The following is a 20,618-nucleotide window of genomic DNA, read 5'->3' on the forward strand; positions in this document are numbered from 1 at the left end:
TCACCCGCGGCGGATGAGGCGCCGACCGCTCGGCCGCTGCGAGTGTTCGACAACGACGACCCACGTTCGCAGAGGGAGAGTCGTTGGTGGACGAACACGGCGAGCAGGAGACCACTCGACAACGCTCGCCGCTGCGACGCGCGGGCAAGCTGCTACTCACGCTGACGCTGATCGCTCTCGCGTTCGCGGGCCTGGCGGCCGGTGCCGTCGTCGTGCTGTCCGACCGGCTCGCGGGCCAGGTAGAGCGCTTTCCCGGCGTGTTCAGCGAGCTCGACCCCGAGCAACGCCCACCGCAGACCCCGATGATGACCTTCCTGCTCGTCGGCACGGACAGCCGCGCGGGCCAGCCGACGACGGGGGCAGCCGCACCCGGCACCGAATTCACCCCAGGGTCACAGCGCAGCGATGTCGTCATGCTCGCCCAGGTCAGCGCCGACGGTTCCCATGCCGGGGTGGTGTCGCTGCCAAGGGACAGTTGGGTGGATGTCCCCGGGCACGGCACGACGAAGCTGAACGCGGCCTATTCGTTGGGAGGCCCGGGTCTGCTCGTACACACCGTCGAATCGCTAACCAAGATCAGGGTTGACCACTTCGCCGTCATCGACTTCAGCGGCTTCCGTGCCCTCACCGACGCCGTCGGCGGTATCAACGTCAACGTGGCAAGTCCGGCGACCACGGAGGGGTTCCGGTTCCACGCGGGCCCCAACCACCTCGACGGCCCCGCCGCCCTGGCATACGTCAGGCAGCGCAAGAACCTTCCCGGCGGGGACCTGACCAGGGTGCAGCGCCAGCAGAGCGCGCTGCGGGCGCTGCTGGAGTCGGCCGTGTCCGGCGGCATGCTGTCAGATCCACTTCGGACATACCGGTTCCTGGACACGCTCACCCACTGGGTGAGCGTGGACGACACTCTCACCAACAGCGCACTGCGCTCGCTGGCACTCGACCTGCGCAGCCTCCGCCCCGGCAACATCACCTTCCTCACGGCGCCGGTGTCCGGACTCGGCCAGGAGGACGGCCAGTCCGTGGTGTACCTGGACTCCCGGCGAGCACCGAGGCTGTGGCGCGCGCTCGCCGCCGGGAACCTCGAACACTACGTGCGGCAGTTCCCCGACAGCAGGCTCGGAAGCTCCACCCGCTGAGCCACGCGGCCGGGTGAGCGCCTCCTCCGGACCAGGTGAACCGACGTCGCCACGGGTTCTGTGTTCGGGCGACCGCGCCGATATGCGGGCTGGACCGACGCTCCATTCCGAATCGGAGGGAGCAGCGACGATCGCAGGGAGGTGTCCATGCACCGCGAGGTGGCTTTGGCCAGCGCGTTCGCCGCGCTCGCCGACGCGGGTATCGGGGGGCTCGACGAGACCGAGTACGCCCACGCACTCGCGCTGCGCTGCCGCGACCTGCTGGCCGTGGACGAGGCCGCGGCGTTACTGGCCGATGAGCGGTTACGAGTGCAGGCGCTGGCGGCCACAACGGACACCGCGCGGGAGCTGACGATCTTGCAGGCCGACACCGTCGAGGGCCCGGCCGTGGAAAGCCTGCGCTCGGCGATGTGCTCCGGCTCGGCGGACCTGCGTCACGAGTCACGCTGGGCAGCGTTCACCGCCTCGGCACTCAACACCGGCTTCACCTCGGCGCACACCCTGCCGCTGTGCGGCAACGGGCAGGTCGTCGGTGCGCTGATGCTGCTGCGCCACGGTGAGGGGTCACTGGCCGACACCGACCGCGCCATCGGGCAGGCACTGGCCGACACCGCCGCTGCCACGGTGCTCTCCCGGCGGACACTGGGCTCGACGCAGCAGCTCGCCGGGCAGTTGCAGACCGCCCTGCACACCAGGGTGACCATCGAGCAGGCCAAAGGTGTGCTGGCCACCCGCCTCAACAGCGACCTCGAGTCGGCCTTCGAGGTGATGCGCTCCTTCGCCCGCCGCACCCGGCGCAGGCTCGCGGGCGTCGCGCAGGACGTGATCGACGACGCACCGTCGGTGCGGCACCTCGCGACCGCCGAAGCGCCGCGACGTGGCAGGCAGCACGAACCGCGCCCCTACAGCGACGCCAGCTGAGCGGGCGGCGTCCGGTGACGACAAGGGTGCTCGCGCTGGAGAACGACCCCGGTGCCGCGCTCGCGCTGAGACTGACCTTCGAACGCGCCGGCTACGAGGTCGTGCTCTCGTTCGACGGCCAGTCGGGTCCGCGGATGGCAGGCGAGCAGCGGCCCGACCTGGTCGTGGTGGACTCCGAACTGCTTGGCACCGACCCACGGCCGCTGCTCGACCGCATCCGCGACAAGGCCGGGGTGCCGATGTTGCTGCTCACCTCGGCCAACCTCGCCGAGAACGGGTACGAGGGGGTCGATGGCTGGCTCGCGCGGCCGTTCACGAGCGGGGAGTTGCTCGCGGAGGTCGAAGCGCTGCTGCATCCCGCGGGTAATGATTGAGGATCGACGCAGAGCGCGCCCTCAGCGCTCCACCGACGGTTTGCCTGTCGTGATCTCGTGGGCCAGCACAGCAAGGGACAGCGCCAGCCCGGCCCTGTGGTCGTGCAGCGACGTGCCAAGCAGACCCTCCAGCCTGCGCAGGCGGTTGAGCACGGTGTTGCGGTGGCAGTACAGCCGCGAGGCCGTCGCGGCGGCGGAGCGGTTGGTCTCCAGCCACACCGCAAGGGTGGGCAGCAACACGTCGCGCTCACTCGGCGTCAACCGCAGCAGCGGGCCGAGCACACCCCGCAACAGCCGCTCGGCCAGTTCCGGTGATCGGGCCACCAACGCCTCCGGCAACCGCTCGTCGAGCACGGCGAACCCGGCTTCGCAGGCAGGCAACGTACGCAGGGCCAGCAGCGCGAGGTCGTGACCGACGCCGACCTCGGCAAGGCCCGCAACGGCGGGACTGACACCGACCCCGGCCCGGACGCCGCCACGCAGCAGGTCCAGCACGGTCGACGGCTCCCGTCCCTGTAGCGCGACCAGGCCAACCGTGGTGCGGTCCCGTGGCTGCCACACCGATCTCACCCCGTAGCTGGCGAGCGCGTCCTGCGGCATCGCCAGTCCCGGCATGCCGTCGGCGGCCATGCTCGCCACGAACACGAGGTAGTCGCTCCGCCCAGGCAGCCCCAACTCGGTGGCGGCCCGCTGGGCGAAACCCGCGTCTCTGCCGCGGCCCCGCAGCAGGTCACCGACCAGCGCGTGCCTGCGATGGTCGTCCAGCCTGCTCAGTTGCAGCTCGGTTTCCCGGTAGGCCTGCGCGACCGCAGAGGAGGCCTCGTCGACCACCGTCCACACAGTGGTGGCGACGTCGAGTAGCTGATCGCGATCCACCCGATGATCTTCCTTGCCGGTGCGGACGAGGCCGCGCCACAGCACCCTGCCGCCGAGGCGGAACGACCGCAGCACCGAGTCGAGCGGCACGCGCTGCTCCGCTCTCCGCGAACCCGTGGTCCGCGCGGCGTCCAACGGCTCGTCACCGGAAGGCACCGTGTCACCCAGCAGCTGCAGGATTCGCTCCAGGTTGGTGCGGCAGGAGCGGCGTAGCTCGGCGAGCGTCACCAGTGCGGCGTCATGGTAGCCGGGATTCTCGGCAAGGATGTCCGCCACGAGTTCGTCCGTGAGCTCGTCGAGCCGCGTGATCAGCGCACGCGCCAACTCCTCGGCGAGATCAGACACCTTCGTCTCCTCGGTTGCAGCGACCGGTCAACCGTAGGACACCGCCGCCGGGTGACCGAGGGCACGTCCACCATGCCGAGAATCACGACCACTTCATGGAATAGTTAGTACCGCTACGCAAGTTATTCTGTCCGTCGGGCGAGCGGACTGGAGGCGGCATTGAGCACGGACACGGCAGTCAGCGGGACCGGGCAGGCCACAGTCGCCGAGCGCCGCGGCAACCGCACCGCCAGGTACGCGCTCATCCTGGGTGGGCTGACAGCGTTCGGCCCGCTGTCCGTGGACATGTACCTGCCCGCTCTCCCCACGATGACCCAGGACCTGCACAGCACCGACACGGCGCTGCAGCTCACCCTGGCCGCGTTCATCGTCGGGCTGGGTGTTGGGCAACTGGTCGTTGGCCCGCTCTCCGACGCGTGGGGGCGGCGCCGACCGCTGCTGGTCGGCATCGCGGTTTTCGTGGTCGCGTCGGTGCTGTGCGCCATCAGCCCTTCGGCAGAGGCACTGATCGCGGCGCGCACGCTTCAGGCGTTCGGCGCCGCGGCCGGAGTGGTCATCGCGCGCGCGACGGTGCGTGACCTCTACTCCGGCATCGCGATGGCGCGGTTCTTCTCCATGCTCATGCTCGTCACCGGACTGGCGCCGATTCTCGCGCCCGTCATCGGAGGCCAACTCCTCGCCGTGACGTCGTGGCGCGGGATCTTCTGGGCGCTGACCGGCTTCGGCGTGCTACTGCTCACCGTCGCGGCCTTCGCACTGCCGGAACCGCTGCCGCCGAGCAGGCGCAGGCCCGCCCGCTTCGGGTCCGTCATGCGCACCTACGGTGGTCTGCTGAGCGACCGACTGTTCCTCGGCTACGCACTCGCCATCGGCATGGCGTTCGCGGGAATGTTCACCTACATCTCCGGTTCGTCGTTCGTACTGCAGGGTGTCTACGGGCTGTCCCCTGTCGAGTACAGCATCGTTTTCGGGGTCAACGGGCTCGGCCTCGTGACGGCAAGCCAGGTCAACGGCCGCATCGTCGGCCGGTTCCAGCAGCGTTCGCTGCTGCTCACCGGTCTGCTGGCCACCATGGCGGGTGCGCTGGGCATGGTGGCCGCCGCGGTGTTCGGGCTCGGACTGGCGGGCCTGCTGCCCCCGCTGTTCGTGTTGGTCTCCTCGATCGGGTTGATCATGCCCAACGCGACCTCGCTCGCGCTGGCCGACCACCCGCATACGGCGGGCTCGGCCTCGGCGTTGCTGGGAGTCGTGCAGTTCCTCGTAGGAGGCGCCGCGTCACCGCTGGTCGGCGCGTTCGGGGAGGGCTCGGCGGTCCCGATGGCCACGATCATGGCCGTGTCCGGGCTGCTCGCGCTGGCCAGTTTCGGTGTGCTCACCCGCCGCTACCCCACCGCGCCGCGGCCCGCCTGACGTGCGGCCCGCAGGCGGGCGATGCACGGTGAGTTGATGGCGAGAAGCGAGAACTCCGAGGACGACTCCCAGGTGCTGCTGAAGTTCGGGCACGAGGAACTGCTCGTGCGCCAGCGCTACGAGGTACTCAGCATCGGCAACGACATCCTCATCGCACTGTGGTTCGCCGTGGGCAGCGTGCTGTTCCTCTCCGAGTCCACCACCACGGCCGGGACCTGGCTGTTCCTGCTCGGCAGCATCCAGCTGTTCGTACGGCCGGTGATCAGGCTCAGCAGGCGGGTGCACCTACGCAGGCTGCGCCCCGGTATGCCCGGCGAGACCGCAAGGGACTTCTGAACCGCTGATGGCTACTCGAAGCGGCCGAGATCGTCCTCCCGCAACTGCCGCGCCGACACCGCGGCACGGTCGTCGACCAGCGCCTGCAAGGCGTCGCCTTCGTCCCAGGAGTTGACGTTGAGCGCTGCCCGCACCCGGCCCTCGCGCAACCAGAACGCGATGAACTCGCGGGAAGCGAGGTCTCCGCGCACCACGAGTTCATCGGCGTCGGGGTCGGCGAGGCCGCGATACTCGCACCCGAGGTCGTACTGGTCTGTGAAGAAGTACGGCGTGGCCAGGTACGGCTCGTTCTCACCGAGCAGGTTGCGGGCGACGTGCGCGCCCTGGTCCTTGGCGTTGGCCCAGTGCTCCACGCGAACCCGATGTCCGTAGCGTGGGTGCGGGTGTGAGGCGATGTCACCGGCAGCGAACACGTCCGGCGCCGCCGCAAGCCCCTCGTCCACCGCGACGCCACCGTCGGCAGCGAGGTCCAGACCGGCGGCCTCGGCAAGCTCTACCCTGGGCCCCGCTCCGACGGCGACCAGTACGAGATCGGCAGCGAGTTCCTGACCGTCTCGCAGTCGCACCCCGCGCACACCGCCGGAGTCCCCGGTGAACTCGGCGATCGCGGTGCCCAGCCGCCATTTCACCCCGTGTTCGGCGTGCAGGTCACGGAACACGGCGGCCACCTCGCCGCCGAGCACGGGCAGCAGCGGAAGCTCGGCCTGCTCCACCACGGTGACGTCGGCACCGTGGGCGCGTGCGGCCGCGGCGGCCTCGGTACCGATCCATCCCGCGCCGACGACCACCACCCGGACGCCCTCGCCGAGCGCGGCTCGTAGCGCGAGCGCGTCGTCCAGCGTGCGCAGCGTCCTCACCCCAGGCAGGTCGGCTCCCGGCACGGCAACGTGGCGCGGGCGGGAGCCCGTGGCCAGCACCAACCGGTCGTAGCGATGGTTGCCGCCCTCGTCATCCGTGATCAGGTGTTCGGCCGGATCGACCCGCTCCACCCGCACCGAGGTGCGCAGATCGATGTCGTGCTCGGCGTAGAAGCCCTGGTCGCGCACCCACTCCGGCTCGTCGGTCTCGCCAAGCAGCACCGACTTCGACAACGCGGGTAGCTCGTACGGGCGGTGGGACTGCTCACCGAACAGCGTCACCTCGCCGCGGAATCCGCGTTCTCGCACTTCAGCGGCGGCCGTGGCGCCCGCCAGTCCAGTTCCGACAATGATGATCCGCTCCGGCTCGGGCATCGATCCCTCCGTTGCGCCTGGTGAACTACCCGGACTTGAGACTACAGTTCGCAGCTACCACAACGACACAAAGTGATACGAGGTGAAGTCGTTCGCGGGCAACCGTCATCAGCCCGCGACAGCGTCATCGTATTCAGCACACTGACACGCACACCAGAGCAACACCGGGATAACGAGGGGCGGTCGACGTGGTGGTGCGCGATGAATGGGCGATCTCCTGCCGAGATCTCGCTGGGCGGCGGCGGGAGGTCACCGTGCTCGTTAGCAGTGACCGGGTGGTGCTGATCGCACCGCCGGGCGAGGCGGCGGTGCTGACCCCGTTGGACGTCGGGCGGCTGCGCGCCGCCCTTCGCGACGCCGTTGTCAGCGTCGGCGCGTCCGCCGCAGGCGAGGACTCCGAGGAGGGTGACGACAGCGAGCTCGGGCCCGCGTAGCCGTATCCGACCGCCTAAGGTCTACAGACCATGACGGCTGGCCAGTGGACCGCGGTGGACGACTACTTCAACACCCACCTATTAGGCGCGGACCCGGCACTGGACGCGGCAGCGGAGGCCAGCGCGGAGGCGGGATTGCCCGCCATCGCGGTCGCCCCCAGCCAGGGCAAGCTGCTGTATCTGCTCGCGAGGACGTCCCGCGCACGGTCGATACTGGAGATCGGCACGCTCGGCGGCTACAGCACGATCTGGCTGGGCAGGGCACTGCCCTCGGACGGCAAACTGATCACGCTGGAGGTCGACGAACACCATGCCGAGGTGGCGCGGGAGAACATCGACAGGGCCGGGCTGGCGGCGCGGGTCGACATCCGCGTCGGCAAGGCGCTCGACACCCTGCCGTCGGTCCGCGAAGACAGCCCGTTCGACCTGGTGTTCATCGACGCGGACAAGCCGAACATCGCCGAGTACTTCAGGTGGGCGGTGGAGTTGAGCAGGCCGGGAACCGTCATCGTGGTCGACAACGTCGTCCGTGGCGGTGAGGTCGCCGACGCGGGCAGCGAAGACCCGGCGGTGCGCGGTGTGCGGCACCTGATCGAGCTGCTGTCGACAGAGCCGAGGGTGGAGGCCACCGCGTTGCAGACGGTGGGCGCAAAGGGCTACGACGGGCTCGCGATCGCGTTGGTCACCGGCTGATCAGCTGCCGGGAAGAACCGGGCCGTTCCCGACACACTCACCGAAACGGCATCGCCTCTGCTCGCGGGAAGCGGGCCCTGCACGCGACAGCGCACGTGGTGCCCGTCGCCGAGCCGCAGCAGCACGGTGGCGTCGTGGCCGTGGAAGAGCACGTCGGTAACCATGGCTGCGACACCCTCACGACCGGTTCGGTCGATGCGTACCTGCTCCGGCCGCACGAGCACGGTGCCGCGCCGGGAACGCTCGGTCTCGCCGGAACCCGCCACACCCTCGGCGGTCACCGTGAGCCTGCCCAGTGGGGTGTCCACGGCACCGTGGCCGGGTCGCCCGTCGAACACCACCGCTTCGCCCACGAACAGCGCCACATCCAGGTCGGCGGGTTCGAGGTACACCTGCTGCGGGGTGCCCAGTTGGGCCACGACCCCGTCGCGCAGCACGGCCACCAGGTCGGCCATGCCGAGCGCCTCCTCCTGGTCGTGGGTGACCAGCAACGCGGTCGCGCCGGAGGCGCGCAGCGCCGCCCGCACGTCGGTCCGCAGTTCAGCCCGCAGCGCTGCGTCGAGGGAGGAGAACGGCTCGTCCATCAGCACCACACCCGGTCGCGGAGCCAGTGCCCTAGCCAGCGCCACCCGCTGCTGCTGCCCACCTGACAGTTGCGCGGGCATCCGCTTGCCGTACCCGGCGAGCCCGACCAGTTCAAGCACCTCTTCCACGCGCCCTTCGCGGCGCTGGGCCCTGGAAAGGCCGAATCCGACATTGGCGGCGACGCTCAGGTGAGGGAACAGCGCGCCCTCCTGCGGAACCAGCCCGATGCCCCTGCGCTCGGGAGGCACGTGCACACCGGGGGCGGACAGCACTCGGTCTCCCAGCGCGACGCGGCCTTCCCGCAGCGGGTGCAATCCGGCGAGCACACGCAGCAGCGTGGTCTTGCCGCAGCCGGAGGGTCCCAGTACGGCGGCCAGCGCGCCCTGCGGCACGGCGAGATCGAGGCCACGAAGCACGGGTTGGGGTCCATAGCCCGCGACGAGGCCCTCGACGGTCAACCGGCTCATCGCCTACCCCCTTGCCGAAGGAATTGGTCGAGCAGGACGGCGGGCACCGCCGCCACGACGAGCAGCACAGCCGCGTACGGCGCGGCCGCGGCGAAGGCGCCGATCTCGGTGCTGCTCCACAACTCGGTGGCCAAGGTGTCCGTGCCGGTCGGCCGCAGCAGCAGCGTCGCGGGCAACTCCTTGGCGCTGGTGAGGAACACCAGCGCGGCGCCTGCCAGCACTCCGGGTGCCGCGAGCGGCATCGTGACGAACAGTTGGGTCAGCAACCTGCCTCTACCGAGCGAGCGTGACACGTCCTCGAGCACGGGCGGTGCCTGTGCCACGGCGGTACGTACGGCACCCACCGCCAGCGGCAGGAACAGCACCGCGTACGCGAACGCCAGCATAGGCGTGCGCTGGTACAGCTGAGGCGCGACCCTGATACCGAAGAACACCAGCGCGAGCCCGACCGTGATTCCGGGCAGCGCGTGGCCCGCGAAGCTGGCCAGTTCCACACCGCGGGAAAGCCTGCCCTGGTGTCGCGCGGCGAGCACCCCGACGGGAATCGCCAGCACCACCGTCAACAACGCGCCCGCGCCCGCGACGGTGACGGTGCCCAACGTGGCCGACACGAGGTCCGGGACGTCCACGCCTGCCGAGCGGCCGACGAACAGCCAGCGCACCAGGCTGAACACCGGCACACCCAGCGAAAGCACCAGCAGCAGCACCACACCCAGCAGCGCGGGAATCCGGGCCCTTCCGAGGCGAACCGTTGCCGAGGGCCGCGCGGCACCACGGGCCGAGCGCACCGCGGCGGCGCCCCTCGCTCGCCGCTCGCCCACGGTGAGCAGCAGCGCCAGCACCACCAGCACGCAGCCGAGGATCGCGGCGGGCGTGCGATCGAAAGTGGCCTGGTAGCTGGTGTAGATGCCCAACGTGAACGCCTCGAACCGCATCAGCGACACCGCGCCGAAATCGCTGAGCACGTACAGCGCCACCAGCAGCGTGCCCGCCGTGGCCGCTGGACGGATGTGACGCAGGGTCACCAGCAGGAACGTCCTGGGTGCCGACTTGCCCAGCGAGCGCGCCACCTCCTCCAGCGCGGGATCGGCGGTGCGCAGTGCCGCGGCGACAGGCAGCAGTACGTAGGGGAACGACACCAGGGTCAGCACGACGAACGCACCAAAGAAGCCGGAAAGGTCGCGCCACTGCGCGATCCAGGTGAACGCCGCGACGTAGGAGGGCACGGCGAGCGGCAGCACCAGCAACACGGCGGCGACCCGCCTGCCCGGTAGGTCGCTGCGCACCGCCAGCCACGCGCCGAGCACCCCGAGCACGAGGCAGGCTGCCGCCACCGCGGCGGCGAGCGCGAGGCTGCGCACCGCCAGTTCCAGCGTCCGCTGCTGCCACAGCACCCGCCACACCGTGTCCGCGCCCGCCTCGAAGGCCCGCACGACGAGGTAGGCCAGCGGGGTCAGCGCCGCGACCGCGGCCACGATCGCGGCCGCGGTCAGCAGTGGCGCCGATCGCGTAGCCCGCCCCTCGCCGGGGCGGGTGGTGCTCGGGATGCTCGTGATGCTCAGGACAGCCCCGCCTCCTGCAGCATCCGAAGCGTCTGCTGCAACGTCGAAAGCCGCGACAGATCAAGGTCCGGCGACTGGATCTCGGTCAGCGGCGGCAGGTCGTGCTCGCTGGAACTCACGCCTTCGACGACGGGGTACTCCGCGGTCTCGTCGGCGAAGTAACGCTGCGCTTCCTCCGACAGCAGGAACCGCACGGCCTTGCGCGCGGCCTCGTCGGAGTCGTTGCCCGAGAGCACGCCCACACCCGCGACGTTCACCAACGCCAGCGGGTCGTCACCGCCGACGAAGTGCAGCTGCGCGTTCACCCCGTTCTCGCCCTGCTCGGCGATTCGCTCGTACCAGTAGTAGTGATTGATCAACCCCATGGCGACCTGGCCCGAGTCGACCGCGTCGAGCACCGCGAGGTTGTTCTTGTACCGCTGCGGTTCGTTCGCCGCGAAGTCGTTCAGCCACTGCCGTGCCGCCTCGTCGCCGCGCAACACCCGAAGCCCGGTGACGAAGGCCTGCCAGGAGGCGTTGGTGGGTGCGAAACCCACCTTGCCGCGCCACTTCGGGTCCACGATGTCGTCCACGCTGCGGGGCAGGTCGGCCTCGCTGACCTGGCCAGGGTCGTAGGCGACCACCCGAGCGCGGGCCGAGGTGGCCACCCAGGTGCCGTCGTCGGCGCGGTACTGCTCCGGCACCAGCCCCAGCACATCCTGCGGCAGCCGCTCGAGCCTGCCCTGCTCCGACAGCGCGCCGAGCGCGCCCGCGTCCTGTGAGAAGAACAGGTCGGCGGAGGTGCCCTCGCCTTCCTCGAGAATCTGCGCGGCCATCTCGGCGCTGCCGCCGTAGCGCACCTCGACCGGCATCCCGGTGTGCCGTTCCAGGCGATCAAGCAGACCGCCGACCAGCCCCTCGTGGCGACCCGAGTAGACCACCAGCGTGTCGGGGCCCGCCTGGCTGTCACCGCAGGCCACAGCAAGCGGAAGGACGACGACGCCGAGCAGCGCCGCCGTCGTCACCCGGTGACGGAATCGCACAGTTCCTCCTCGCTTCACGAAGCCACCTTCGGCAACGTCTTCGGGGTGGTTGGGCAGGTTTTCGGGCACGACACCGCGCTGGATCCGCGCGCGGCCCGGTTGCCCACCAGCCGCACGGCTGACTCCACCGCCAACCACGTCACGACTCCCACCGCGATGCTGGTCGCGAACACCACCGACGGCGGCAGGTGGGTCAGCAGCCCAGGGTAGACGGCGTAGTGGGTCAGGTAGATCGCCAGTGACGCACCCGCGATCACCGTCAACAACCGCGCCAGTGACCTCGGCAGCGAGATGGTGGGCACGGTCAGCAGCAGCACCAGCCCGCCGACCACGATGCCGTCACGCACCGGGTCGCCGAAGTAGCCGGGAACCAGCAGCAGCCCCAACAGCACGACCACGGCCTTCCTTCGCGGGGTGTCGGCTCGCAGCGCGAGCCAGCCGAGCACGAAGAACCACAGCGCGCCGTGCAGGCTCATCGCGTGGTCGAAAGGCTGGCCGACTCCGGCGAGACCGAGGTTGAGGGCGAGCGCGACCGCCAGCACGACCAGCGGGAACCGAAAGGGGTGACGTCGCTGCGCTGCGCGCACGGGAGGGATGGCGAACAGCAGCCCGAACACCAGCAGCGCCTGCACCAGCACCTCGATGAACCAGTACCCTCTGGCGACCTGCCCGGGAACGTAGTTGCTGAGCAACGCGACGTTGGCGGCCCCGACATCGGGTTCGGTGAACGCCCGTACCCCGAGCCACAGCATCGAAGGCACGGCGACGCGTGCCGCGCCGCGTAGTACACGACCCGCGACGCCGGGTTCGCCGTCGGCCAGACCGAACCTCGCGAACGTCCAGCCCGCGAGCACCAGCAGCAGGTGGGCGCCGCCCATGATCCCGAAGAAGCCGACGTGGGTGCCGACGACCAGCACGATCGCCAGCGCGCGCAGCACGACGTTGGTCTCAAGCGCGGGAAACCGCCTGCGGCGCGGTTCGAGCCGCTCCAGCTCGCTCACCGGCAGGTTCGGCCAACCGTCTGGCACGGTGCCGAGCACCTTCTCCAGTTCGGTGGCCATGCGCACGTAGGTCAGCGAGTCGCCGCCGAGGTTGACGAACGTGACGTCGTCGGCCACGTTCGCGATGCCGAACACCCTCGCGAACACCTCGCGCAGCGCGGTAGGTGTCTGCTCCAGCCCGGCATAGTCGATCTTGCCGTTGGCCAGCCGGGGAAGTTCGTCGACGGCAAGCACCCGCACGGCAGCCACCGGTAGCCCGAACCGGTCGCGCACAAGGCGTCGCACCGCTTCGGCATCCTCCGCGCCGCCGGTGACCGCCACCAGCAGGCCGTCGTCGGTGCCGGTGCACGCGCCCACGTAGCCCGCCCGCGCCAGGGTTCGCTCCACATGGTCGAGGTCGATGCGCAGCCCGAACGGTTTGATGAAGCGGCTGGCACGACCGACGATCCGGTAGAGCCCTTCCTGAGTGCGCCGCGCGATGTCGCCGGTGGCCAGCTCCCGCACCGTGCGGCCGAGCGCGAGATCGTCGGGCGACTCGGCGTAGCCGAGCATGACGTTGGGACCACGGTAGACCAGCTCACCTTCCTCGCCGTCGCCGGTTGGGCGCGCGTCGGCCAGCCGGAACGACCCGCCGGGGATGGCGACGCCGATGGTGTCCGGGTGCGAGAGGGCGAGCTCGGGCGGAAGGTAGGCCATGCGTGCGGTGGCCTCGGTCTGGCCGTACATGACGAACAGCCGCCAGCCGTCACGCTTCCCCAGCTCGGCCAGTCGGCGCACCCGGTCGGGCTCCAGCCGCCCGCCCGCCTGTGTCACGTAACGCAGGCTGGGCAACTCCATGCGGTCGAACCCGATGGTTTCGAGCAGTTCGAAGGTGTAGGGCACGCCGTGCAGGCTGGTCGCGCCCCACTGCCGCGCCAGCTGCCAAAAGCTTGGCGCCACCACGGATTCGCCGGTCAGCAGCAGCGCGGAGCCGCGCAGCAGGTTGCTGTTGACCACCGACAACCCGTAGCTGTAGTGGATCGGCAGCGAGGTGATCGCGCGGTCGGTGTCGCGGATGTCCAGGTAGGACGCGATCGCCTCGGCGTTGGCCCGCACGTTGTGCGCGGAGAGCCGGACGAGTTTGGGCGAGCCGGTGGAGCCGGAGGTGGAAAGCAGCAGCGCCAACTCCGGGTGCAACTCGTGGGCGGTGTGCTCGCGTCGCTGGACCAGCCGCCAGGCGCGGCCGTCCGGCCGCAGCACCACGTCGGGGTCGTATGCGGACACCATGGCCTCGACGCGGTCGTCCTGGGGAGAGGTCAGCAGCACCGGGTGCCCCGCCGAGAGAGCCGCAAGGTAGGCCACGAGCGGCTCGATGTCGTTGGACGCGGCGATCAGCACCAGCCGACGAGCCGTTGTCGTGCCCGTCAGTCGCACGCGCATCGCGTCGACCCGGTCGGCCAGCTCGTGGTAGGTCAGTGGGGTCCCGTCGGGGGCTACAACGGCGAGTCGGTTACCGTGTCGTCGCAGGTTCGAGGCGAACGGCACGGCCATCTGGGCGGGGCCGGTCGCCTGCGGTGCGACGACATCCAGTGTCACGGCTCGTGCTCACTCCCGATCGGGTCGACCATCCCCGTGCCGACAAGCCAAGCCTTCCCAAAATTAGGGAAGCCTTGCCTGAGCATAACCCCGAGGATGGGTGACAACCAAAGTGAGCAAGGCCACTGCCGGTAATCGAGCCGAAGACCGGTCATTGCAGGAACCCACGCAACAGTGAGGCTGTGCCCTCGACATGCTCGATCATCGCTGCCCGCGCGGCGGCGGAATCGCCGGCGAGTATCGCCTCCACCACGGCCTCGTGCTGGTTGTTCGAATGGTCGAGGTTGGGTTCCAGCAGCGGGATCTCGTCCAGCAGTTCGTTCACCCGCATCCGCACGTCGGCCAGCGCCGAGGTCAGCGAGGCCGAGCCGGTGACCTCCGCGATCGCCAGGTGCAGGCGCGAGTCCCTGCGCCGGTAGTCGGACACGTCGGCCGTGCACGCCTCGGCCAGCGTGGCTGTGAGGTGTCTGCGATCGGCCGGGGTCAGCGAACGGGATGCCGCAAGCTCGGCGGCACCGGTTTCCAGCACGTACCGAAGGCCGAGGGTGTCCTCCAGCGCACCCTGGTCGGTCAACCGACCGCCGGCGCGCGGTGCGGGCAGGCTCTCCTTGACGAAGGTGCCGCCGTAGCGGCCGCGCCGCGACTCCACGTATCCGGCGTCGGCCAGCGCCCTGATGGCCTCGCGCAGCGTCACCCTGCTCACGCCGAGCCGCTCGGCCAACTCGCGTTCCGACGGCAACCGCTCCCCCGCGCCCACGACACCGAGCCGCACCGCCTGCAACAACCGCTCCACGGTCTCCTCGAAGGCGTTGCCCGCGCGGACGGGGCGAAACAGCGCGTCCCCCGCGCTGGCACCGGCCACGGCGGGGACCGCTCGCGGGTCCCTGCCGAGCCCAGTGCTCACGGCCGCCTCCTGCCGATACGGTGTCCTGCGGCGAGTGTATGCCCCGCACGCGGGCAGGCCGGTGAACGAGTCACCGATGACGGCCGCTACGTGTACAGCGGATGCTTGTCGGCGAGGAGGCTGACGCGCGAACTCAACTCCTGCCGCGTAGCCTCATCGAACTCGGGCAGCAGCGCGCGGGCGATGACGTCGGCGACCTCGGTGAAGTCGTCCGAGCCGAAGCCACGGGTGGCCAGCGCAGGGGTGCCGATCCGCAGGCCCGAGGTCACCATGGGCGGGCGGGGGTCGAACGGCACGGCGTTGCGGTTGACCGTGATCCCGATCGAGTGCAGCCGGTCCTCGGCCTGCTTTCCGTCCAGTTCGGACTTCACAAGGTCGACGAGTACGAGGTGGACGTCGGTGCCTCCGGTGAGCACCCGAACGCCCGCGGCGGCGCAGTCGGGTTCGCTCAACCGCTGCGCGAGCAGCTTCGCGCCCTGCAAAACGCGCTGCTGGCGATCACGGAACTCGTCGCTCGCCGCGATCTTGAGCGCCACCGCCTTCGCGGCGATCACGTGCTCCAGCGGGCCGCCCTGCTGGCCGGGGAACACCGCCGAGTTCAGCTTCTTGGCATGTTCCTCGCCACACAGGACGATGCCGCCGCGCGGGCCGCCGAGCGTCTTGTGGGTCGTGGTGGTGACGATGTCGGCGAACGGTACGGGATTGGGGTGCAGGCCCGCCGCGACCAACCCCGCGAAGTGAGCCATGTCGACCATCAGCTTCGCGCCAACCGAGTCGGCGATGCGCCGGAACTCGGCGAAGTCCAGTTGCCTCGGGTAGGCCGACCAGCCCGCGATGATGAGCTTGGGCCGATGCTCCGTGGCCAGCCGTTCCACCTCGGCCATGTCGATCAGCCCGGTCTCGGCGTCCACGTGGTAGGCCACGACGTTGTAGAGCCTGCCGGAGAAGTTCAGGCGCATGCCGTGTGTGAGGTGACCGCCGTGCGCGAGGTCGAGACCGAGGATGGTATCTCCCGGCTCAAGCATCGACACCATCGCCGCCGCGTTGGCCTGGGCACCGGAGTGCGGCTGCACGTTGGCGTGCTCGGCGCCGAACAGCGACTTCGCCCGCTCGATCGCCAGGTTCTCCACCACGTCGACGTGCTCGCAACCGCCGTAGTAGCGACGGCCGGGGTAGCCCTCGGCGTACTTGTTGGTCAGCACTGAGCCCTGCGCCTGCAGTACCCCGGCGGGCGCGAAGTTCTCCGAGGCGATCATCTCCAGCGTCGAGCGCTGCCGGGTCAGCTCGGCGGCCACCGCCTCGGCGACTTCGGGGTCGACAGTGGACAGATCGGCGTCGAACGAGCTCATGTCAGCCCTCCTGGATTAGCGCGGCGTAGGCGTCGGCGGCGAGCAGTTCGGGCACGCTGCTCGCGCGCACCCGCAACAGCCAGCCCGCATCGTAGGGGTCGGCGTTCACGGTCTCCGGTTTGTCCACGACGGACTGATTGACCTCGACAACCTCTCCCGTCACGGGCGAGTACAGGTCGCTGACCGACTTGGTCGACTCGATCTCGCCGCAGACCTCGCCCGCCGTCACCTGGTCGCCGACATCGGGTAGTTGCACGTACACCACGTCGCCGAGCGAGTCGGCGGCGAAAGCCGTCACGCCGATGGTCACCACCTCGTCGCCGCTGACCCACTCGTGTTCACGGGTGTAGCGCAGGTTCTCCGGGATGCTCATCAAAACCCTTTCGGCTTGTTTCTAGGTGGTGGAACGCTTGTAGAACGGCATCGGGACGACCGTCACCGGCTGGGTTCGTCCCCTGATGTCGGCGCCCAGTTCGGTGCCGGGCTCGGCGAACTCGCGTTCGACGTAGGCCATCGCGATCGGGTAGCCCAGCGTCGGCGAAAGCGCCCCGCTGGTGACCTCGCCAACAGCCCGCTCGCCGTGCAGCACACGGTAGCCGTGCCGGGGCGCGCGCCTGCCCCCGCCGCGCAAGCCCACCAGCACGCGGTCGGGTTCGGGGGCCTTCTCCAGCGCGGCCCTGCCAACGAAGTCACCGGGCTTGTCGAACTTCACCACCCGGCCCAGGCCCGCGTGCATCGGCGTCAACTCGGTACTCAACTCGTTGCCGTACAGCGGCATCCCCGCCTCGAGCCGCAGCGTGTCGCGGCACGCCAGACCGCTCGGCAGCAGGCCGTGCGACTCGCCCGCCGCCGCCAGCGACTGCCACACCGCCACCGCCTCGTCGGCGTCGGTGAACACCTCGAAGCCGTCCTCACCGGTGTAGCCGGTGCGGGCCAGCAACACCTCGTGCTCACCGACGCGGGCGGGCATGCTCGCGTAGTACTTCAGTCCGGAAAGGTCCGCACCGGTAGCCGTTGCCACTATCGCGGGCGAGTGCGGGCCCTGCACGGCGATCAGCGCGGTCTTCACGGACCGATCGTCGACCTGGGCGTCGAAGCCACCTGCCCGCTCCCGCAGCCGATCCGCGACCACGGCCACGTTGCCTGCGTTGGCCACCACGAGGAACCGGTCGTGCTGGAGCCGGTAGACGACAAGATCGTCCAGCACCCCGCCGGATTCGTCGCACATCATCGTGTAGCGGGCGCGGCCGACCCGCACCGCGGACAGGTTGCCGACCAGCGCGTAGTCCAGCGCGCCCGCCGCCTGCGGACCGGACAGCTCGATCTCGCCCATGTGGGAGAGGTCGAACTGGCCCGCCGCCTCGCGCACGGCCCTGTGCTCGGCCAGTTCGCTGGAGTAGCGCACCGGCATCGACCAGCCCGCGAAGTCGGTGAAGGACGCACCGAGTTGGAGATGTACCTCGTGCAGCGGAGTCTTGAGAATCTTCGGAGTCTTCACCGGGCTCGCCTCAGCTCTCGTAGGTGGCGATGGGCGGGCACGAGCACACCAGGTTGCGGTCGCCGTAAGCGCCTTCGATGCGCCGCACCGGCGGGAAGTACTTGCCCTTGACCGCCCTGTTGCCGGGGTAGGCGGCGAGCATCCGGTCGTAGGGCAGCTCCCACTCCCCCGCGAGTTGCTCCGCCGTGTGCGGTGCATTGCGCAGTGGGCTCTGCTCGACGCTCCAACGTCCGGAGGCGACGTCGTCGATCTCGCGCCGGATGGCGATCATCGCGTCGCAGAACCGGTCCAGCTCGGCGAGATCCTCGCTCTCGGTCGGCTCCACCATCAGCGTGCCCGCCACAGGGAACGACATCGTCGGGGCGTGGAAGCCGTAGTCGATCAGTCGCTTGGCGACGTCGTCCACGCTCACTCCGGTCTGCTTCGTCAGCTGGCGCAGGTCCAGAATGCACTCATGGGCCACGAGCCCGTTCTGCCCGGTGTACAGCACCGGGTAGTGCGGAGCGAGCCTGGCAGCGACGTAGTTGGCCGCGAGCACGGCGACCTGGGTGGCGCGGGTCAGCCCCGCCGCGCCCATCATCCGTACGTAGGCCCACGAGATCGGCAGGATCGACGCCGAACCGAACGGGGCGGCCGAGATGGGCCCCACCCCCGTGCTCGGACCCGCGGCAGGGTGCAGCGGGTGGTTGGGTAGGTAGGGCGCCAGGTGAGAGCGCACCGCCACCGGCCCGACCCCGGGACCGCCACCGCCGTGCGGGATGCAGAACGTCTTGTGCAGGTTCAGGTGCGACACGTCGCCGCCGAACTCGCCCGGCTTGGCGAGCCCGAGCAACGCGTTGAGGTTCGCGCCGTCGACGTAGACCTGGCCGCCACCCTCGTGCACGATCCTCGCCAGCTCACCGATGCCCTGCTCGTACACCCCGTGGGTGGAGGGGTAGGTGACCATGATGGCCGCGAGCGTCTCGCCGTGTTCCTCTACTTTGGAACGCAGGTCGGCGAGGTCGACGTCGCCGTCGGCCGTGCACGCCACCACGACGACCCTCATCCCGGCGAGCACCGCCGAGGCCGCGTTGGTGCCGTGCGCGGAGGAGGGGATGAGGCACACGTCGCGGTCCGGTTCACCGTTGGCGCGGTGGTAGGCGCGAATGGCGAGCAGCCCGGCCAGCTCGCCCTGGCTGCCCGCGTTGGGTTGCAGCGAGACACTGTCGTATCCGGTGACCTCGGCCAGCCACGTGGACAGCTGGTCGATCAGTTCCCGGTAGCCCTGCGCGTCCTCCTCCGGCGCGAAGGGGTGCACGTCGCTGAACTCCGGCCAGGTGATCGGCTCCATCTCCGTGGTGGCGTTGAGCTTCATCGTGCAGGAGCCGAGCGGGATCATGCCACGGTCCAGCGCGAAGTCGAAGTCGGCGAGCCTGCGCAGGTAGCGAAGCATCGCCGTCTCGCTGTGATAGCGGTGGAACACCTCGTGGGTGAGGTACTCGCTGCCGCGCTCAAGACCGGCGGGCAACGCGGTCGACGTCGCCGACGGCTCGGCGGGCTCGGTGGCCACACCGAAGGCCGTGAGCACCGCGCGCAGCACGCGAGCGTCGGTCTTCTCGTCGCAGGCCACGCGTACGTGATCGGCGTCGGCGAGCCCGAGGTTGACACCCTGCTGCCTCGCCGCCGTGACCACGGCGGCCGCCCTACCCGGCACGTGGGCGAGCACGGTGTCGAAGAAGCGGTCGTGCACCACCTCGACACCGCCTTGGCGCAGCGCGTCGGCGAGCGCGGTGGCGTTGCCGTGCACCCGCTGCGCGATCCGGCGCAGCCCGTCGGGGCCGTGGTAGACGGCGTACATCGAGGCGATCACGGCGAGCAGCACCTGCGCGGTGCAGATGTTGCTCGTCGCCTTCTCGCGACGGATGTGCTGCTCACGAGTCTGCAACGCCAGCCGGTAGGCGGGGGCGCCCGCCGTGTCGATCGAAACGCCGACCAGCCTGCCCGGCAGCGAGCGCTCCAGCCCGGAACGCACGACGAGGTAACCGGCGTGCGGGCCGCCGTAACCCAGCGGAACCCCGAACCGTTGCGTGGTGCCCGCCGCGAGGTCGGCGCCGAACTCGCCGGGCGGCGTCACCATGGTCAGCGCCAGCAGGTCGGCCGCCACGCAGTACAGCGCGCGAGCCTGCTTGGTGGCCTCGCCGATCCGCGAGTAGAAGTCGGGGTCGCGCAGCACTCCGGAGGCGCCCGGATACTGCACGACGACACCGAAGAACTCCTCGGGCAGCCCCTCGGACAGGTCGCGCACATCCACCTCAATGCCGACGGCTTCTGCACGGGTACGTACGACCGCGATCGTCTGCGGCAGGCACTCCGCGTCGAGCACCACGGTGTTCGACTTGGCCTTGGCGACACGTCGCATCAGCAGCACGGCCTCGGCCACGGCGGTGGACTCGTCGAGCAGCGACGCGTTCGCCGTGTTGAGGCCGGTGAGGTCGGCGACCATGGTCTGGAAGTTGAGCAGCGCCTCGAGCCTGCCCTGCGAGATCTCCGGCTGGTAGGGCGTGTAGGCGGTGTACCACGCCGGGTTTTCCAGCACGTTGCGCCTGATCACGGCGGGGGTGATGGTGTCGTGGTAGCCGAGGCCGATCAGCTGTGTCATCGGCCGGTTGCGCCGGGCCAGTGCCCGCAGCTCGGCGATCGCCGCCTCCTCGGAGGCGGCGGCGGGCAGGCTCAGCTCATCCTCGGAACGGATGGCCGAGGGCACGGCGGCGGCGACCAGCCCTTCAAGGCTGCCGTAGCCGCATTCGGCCAGCATCTTGGCCTGCTCGGACTCGCTGGGCCCGAGGTGGCGGGAGGCGAACGCGCCGGGGGCTTGTGGGTTAGGTGACAGCTCTGGCATCGGGAGCTCCTTCGCGC

The 20,618-nt window shown here is 70.0% G+C and carries 18 protein-coding genes; 7 read left to right on the plus strand and 11 right to left on the minus strand.

Annotated features, from left to right (window positions below):
* Positions 1-86: 86 nt before the first annotated feature.
* The 3 genes from FHU38_RS17275 (at position 87) to FHU38_RS17285 (ending at position 2,434) form a co-directional block, all read left to right on the plus strand.
* A complete protein-coding gene (locus FHU38_RS17275; RefSeq protein WP_167172727.1) occupies positions 87-1,139 on the plus strand; it encodes an LCP family protein in 1,053 nt (350 codons plus the stop codon).
* A 147-nt stretch (positions 1,140-1,286) separates the two neighbouring features.
* Positions 1,287-2,060, plus strand: coding sequence for a GAF and ANTAR domain-containing protein (locus FHU38_RS17280; protein WP_167172729.1), 774 nt, complete (start codon positions 1,287-1,289; stop codon positions 2,058-2,060).
* A 14-nt stretch (positions 2,061-2,074) separates the two neighbouring features.
* Positions 2,075-2,434: a response regulator transcription factor gene (locus FHU38_RS17285; RefSeq protein WP_167172731.1), complete on the plus strand. Its 360-nt coding sequence runs from the start codon at positions 2,075-2,077 to the stop codon at positions 2,432-2,434.
* Positions 2,435-2,455: 21 nt separating this feature from the next.
* Here FHU38_RS17285 and FHU38_RS17290 read toward each other — a convergent pair whose 3' ends face one another.
* A complete protein-coding gene (locus tag FHU38_RS17290) occupies positions 2,456-3,655 on the minus strand; it encodes a PucR family transcriptional regulator (RefSeq protein WP_167172733.1) in 1,200 nt (399 codons plus the stop codon).
* Positions 3,656-3,814: 159 nt separating this feature from the next.
* On the opposite strand from FHU38_RS17290, the gene FHU38_RS17295 reads away from it, so the two are divergent.
* Together FHU38_RS17295 and FHU38_RS17300 are read left to right on the plus strand one after the other, a co-directional pair.
* Positions 3,815-5,065: a Bcr/CflA family multidrug efflux MFS transporter gene (locus FHU38_RS17295; protein ID WP_167172735.1), complete on the plus strand. Its 1,251-nt coding sequence runs from the start codon at positions 3,815-3,817 to the stop codon at positions 5,063-5,065.
* Positions 5,066-5,101: 36 nt separating this feature from the next.
* Positions 5,102-5,401, plus strand: a complete 300-nt coding sequence (locus FHU38_RS17300; RefSeq protein WP_167172737.1) for a YrhK family protein — start codon at positions 5,102-5,104, stop codon at positions 5,399-5,401.
* 11 nt (positions 5,402-5,412) lie between these two features.
* On the opposite strand, the gene FHU38_RS17305 is transcribed toward FHU38_RS17300, so the two are convergent.
* Entirely contained in the window at positions 5,413-6,633 is a 1,221-nt protein-coding gene (locus tag FHU38_RS17305) for an NAD(P)/FAD-dependent oxidoreductase (protein WP_167172739.1), read from the minus strand.
* A gap of 188 nt (positions 6,634-6,821) precedes the next feature.
* Between FHU38_RS17305 and FHU38_RS17310 the strand changes: the two genes are divergently transcribed.
* The gene (locus FHU38_RS17310) at positions 6,822-7,067 is read left to right on the plus strand and encodes a hypothetical protein (RefSeq protein ID WP_167172741.1); all 246 of its coding nucleotides are present in this window, start codon (positions 6,822-6,824) and stop codon (positions 7,065-7,067) included.
* Positions 7,068-7,097: 30 nt separating this feature from the next.
* A complete protein-coding gene (locus FHU38_RS17315; protein ID WP_167172743.1) occupies positions 7,098-7,760 on the plus strand; it encodes an O-methyltransferase in 663 nt (220 codons plus the stop codon).
* Here the strand turns inward: FHU38_RS17315 and FHU38_RS17320 are convergent.
* The 9 genes from FHU38_RS17320 to gcvP all read right to left on the minus strand — a co-directional run bounded on the left by FHU38_RS17320 (position 7,724) and on the right by gcvP (position 20,601).
* A complete protein-coding gene (locus FHU38_RS17320) occupies positions 7,724-8,812 on the minus strand; it encodes an ABC transporter ATP-binding protein (RefSeq protein WP_167172745.1) in 1,089 nt (362 codons plus the stop codon). The genes FHU38_RS17315 and FHU38_RS17320 overlap by 37 nt on opposite strands.
* The gene (locus FHU38_RS17325; protein ID WP_313886811.1) at positions 8,809-10,287 is read right to left on the minus strand and encodes an ABC transporter permease; all 1,479 of its coding nucleotides are present in this window, start codon (positions 10,285-10,287) and stop codon (positions 8,809-8,811) included. Before FHU38_RS17325 ends, FHU38_RS17320 begins: the two co-directional genes overlap by 4 nt.
* Before the next feature lie 83 nt (positions 10,288-10,370).
* On the minus strand, positions 10,371-11,396 hold the full coding sequence (locus tag FHU38_RS17330; protein ID WP_167172747.1) for an iron ABC transporter substrate-binding protein: 1,026 nt from the start codon (positions 11,394-11,396) through the stop codon (positions 10,371-10,373).
* 14 nt (positions 11,397-11,410) lie between these two features.
* Entirely contained in the window at positions 11,411-13,972 is a 2,562-nt protein-coding gene (locus FHU38_RS17335; protein ID WP_167172749.1) for an AMP-binding protein, read from the minus strand.
* A gap of 151 nt (positions 13,973-14,123) precedes the next feature.
* Positions 14,124-14,876: a FadR/GntR family transcriptional regulator gene (locus FHU38_RS17340; RefSeq protein ID WP_313886812.1), complete on the minus strand. Its 753-nt coding sequence runs from the start codon at positions 14,874-14,876 to the stop codon at positions 14,124-14,126.
* A gap of 86 nt (positions 14,877-14,962) precedes the next feature.
* Positions 14,963-16,225 carry a serine hydroxymethyltransferase gene (gene glyA / locus FHU38_RS17345; protein ID WP_167172751.1) on the minus strand — a complete coding sequence of 421 codons (1,263 nt, stop codon included), beginning with the start codon at positions 16,223-16,225 and terminating at the stop codon, positions 14,963-14,965.
* Position 16,226: 1 nt separating this feature from the next.
* A complete protein-coding gene (gene gcvH, locus FHU38_RS17350) occupies positions 16,227-16,598 on the minus strand; it encodes a glycine cleavage system protein GcvH (RefSeq protein ID WP_167172752.1) in 372 nt (123 codons plus the stop codon).
* Positions 16,599-16,619: 21 nt separating this feature from the next.
* Positions 16,620-17,723 carry a glycine cleavage system aminomethyltransferase GcvT gene (gene gcvT, locus FHU38_RS17355; protein WP_167172754.1) on the minus strand — a complete coding sequence of 368 codons (1,104 nt, stop codon included), beginning with the start codon at positions 17,721-17,723 and terminating at the stop codon, positions 16,620-16,622.
* Positions 17,724-17,733: 10 nt separating this feature from the next.
* Positions 17,734-20,601, minus strand: coding sequence for an aminomethyl-transferring glycine dehydrogenase (gene gcvP / locus FHU38_RS17360; protein WP_167172756.1), 2,868 nt, complete (start codon positions 20,599-20,601; stop codon positions 17,734-17,736).
* Between the last annotated feature and the right edge of the window lie 17 nt (positions 20,602-20,618).

The organism is Saccharomonospora amisosensis (assembly GCF_011761185.1).
Classification (GTDB): domain Bacteria; phylum Actinomycetota; class Actinomycetes; order Mycobacteriales; family Pseudonocardiaceae; genus Saccharomonospora_A; species Saccharomonospora_A amisosensis.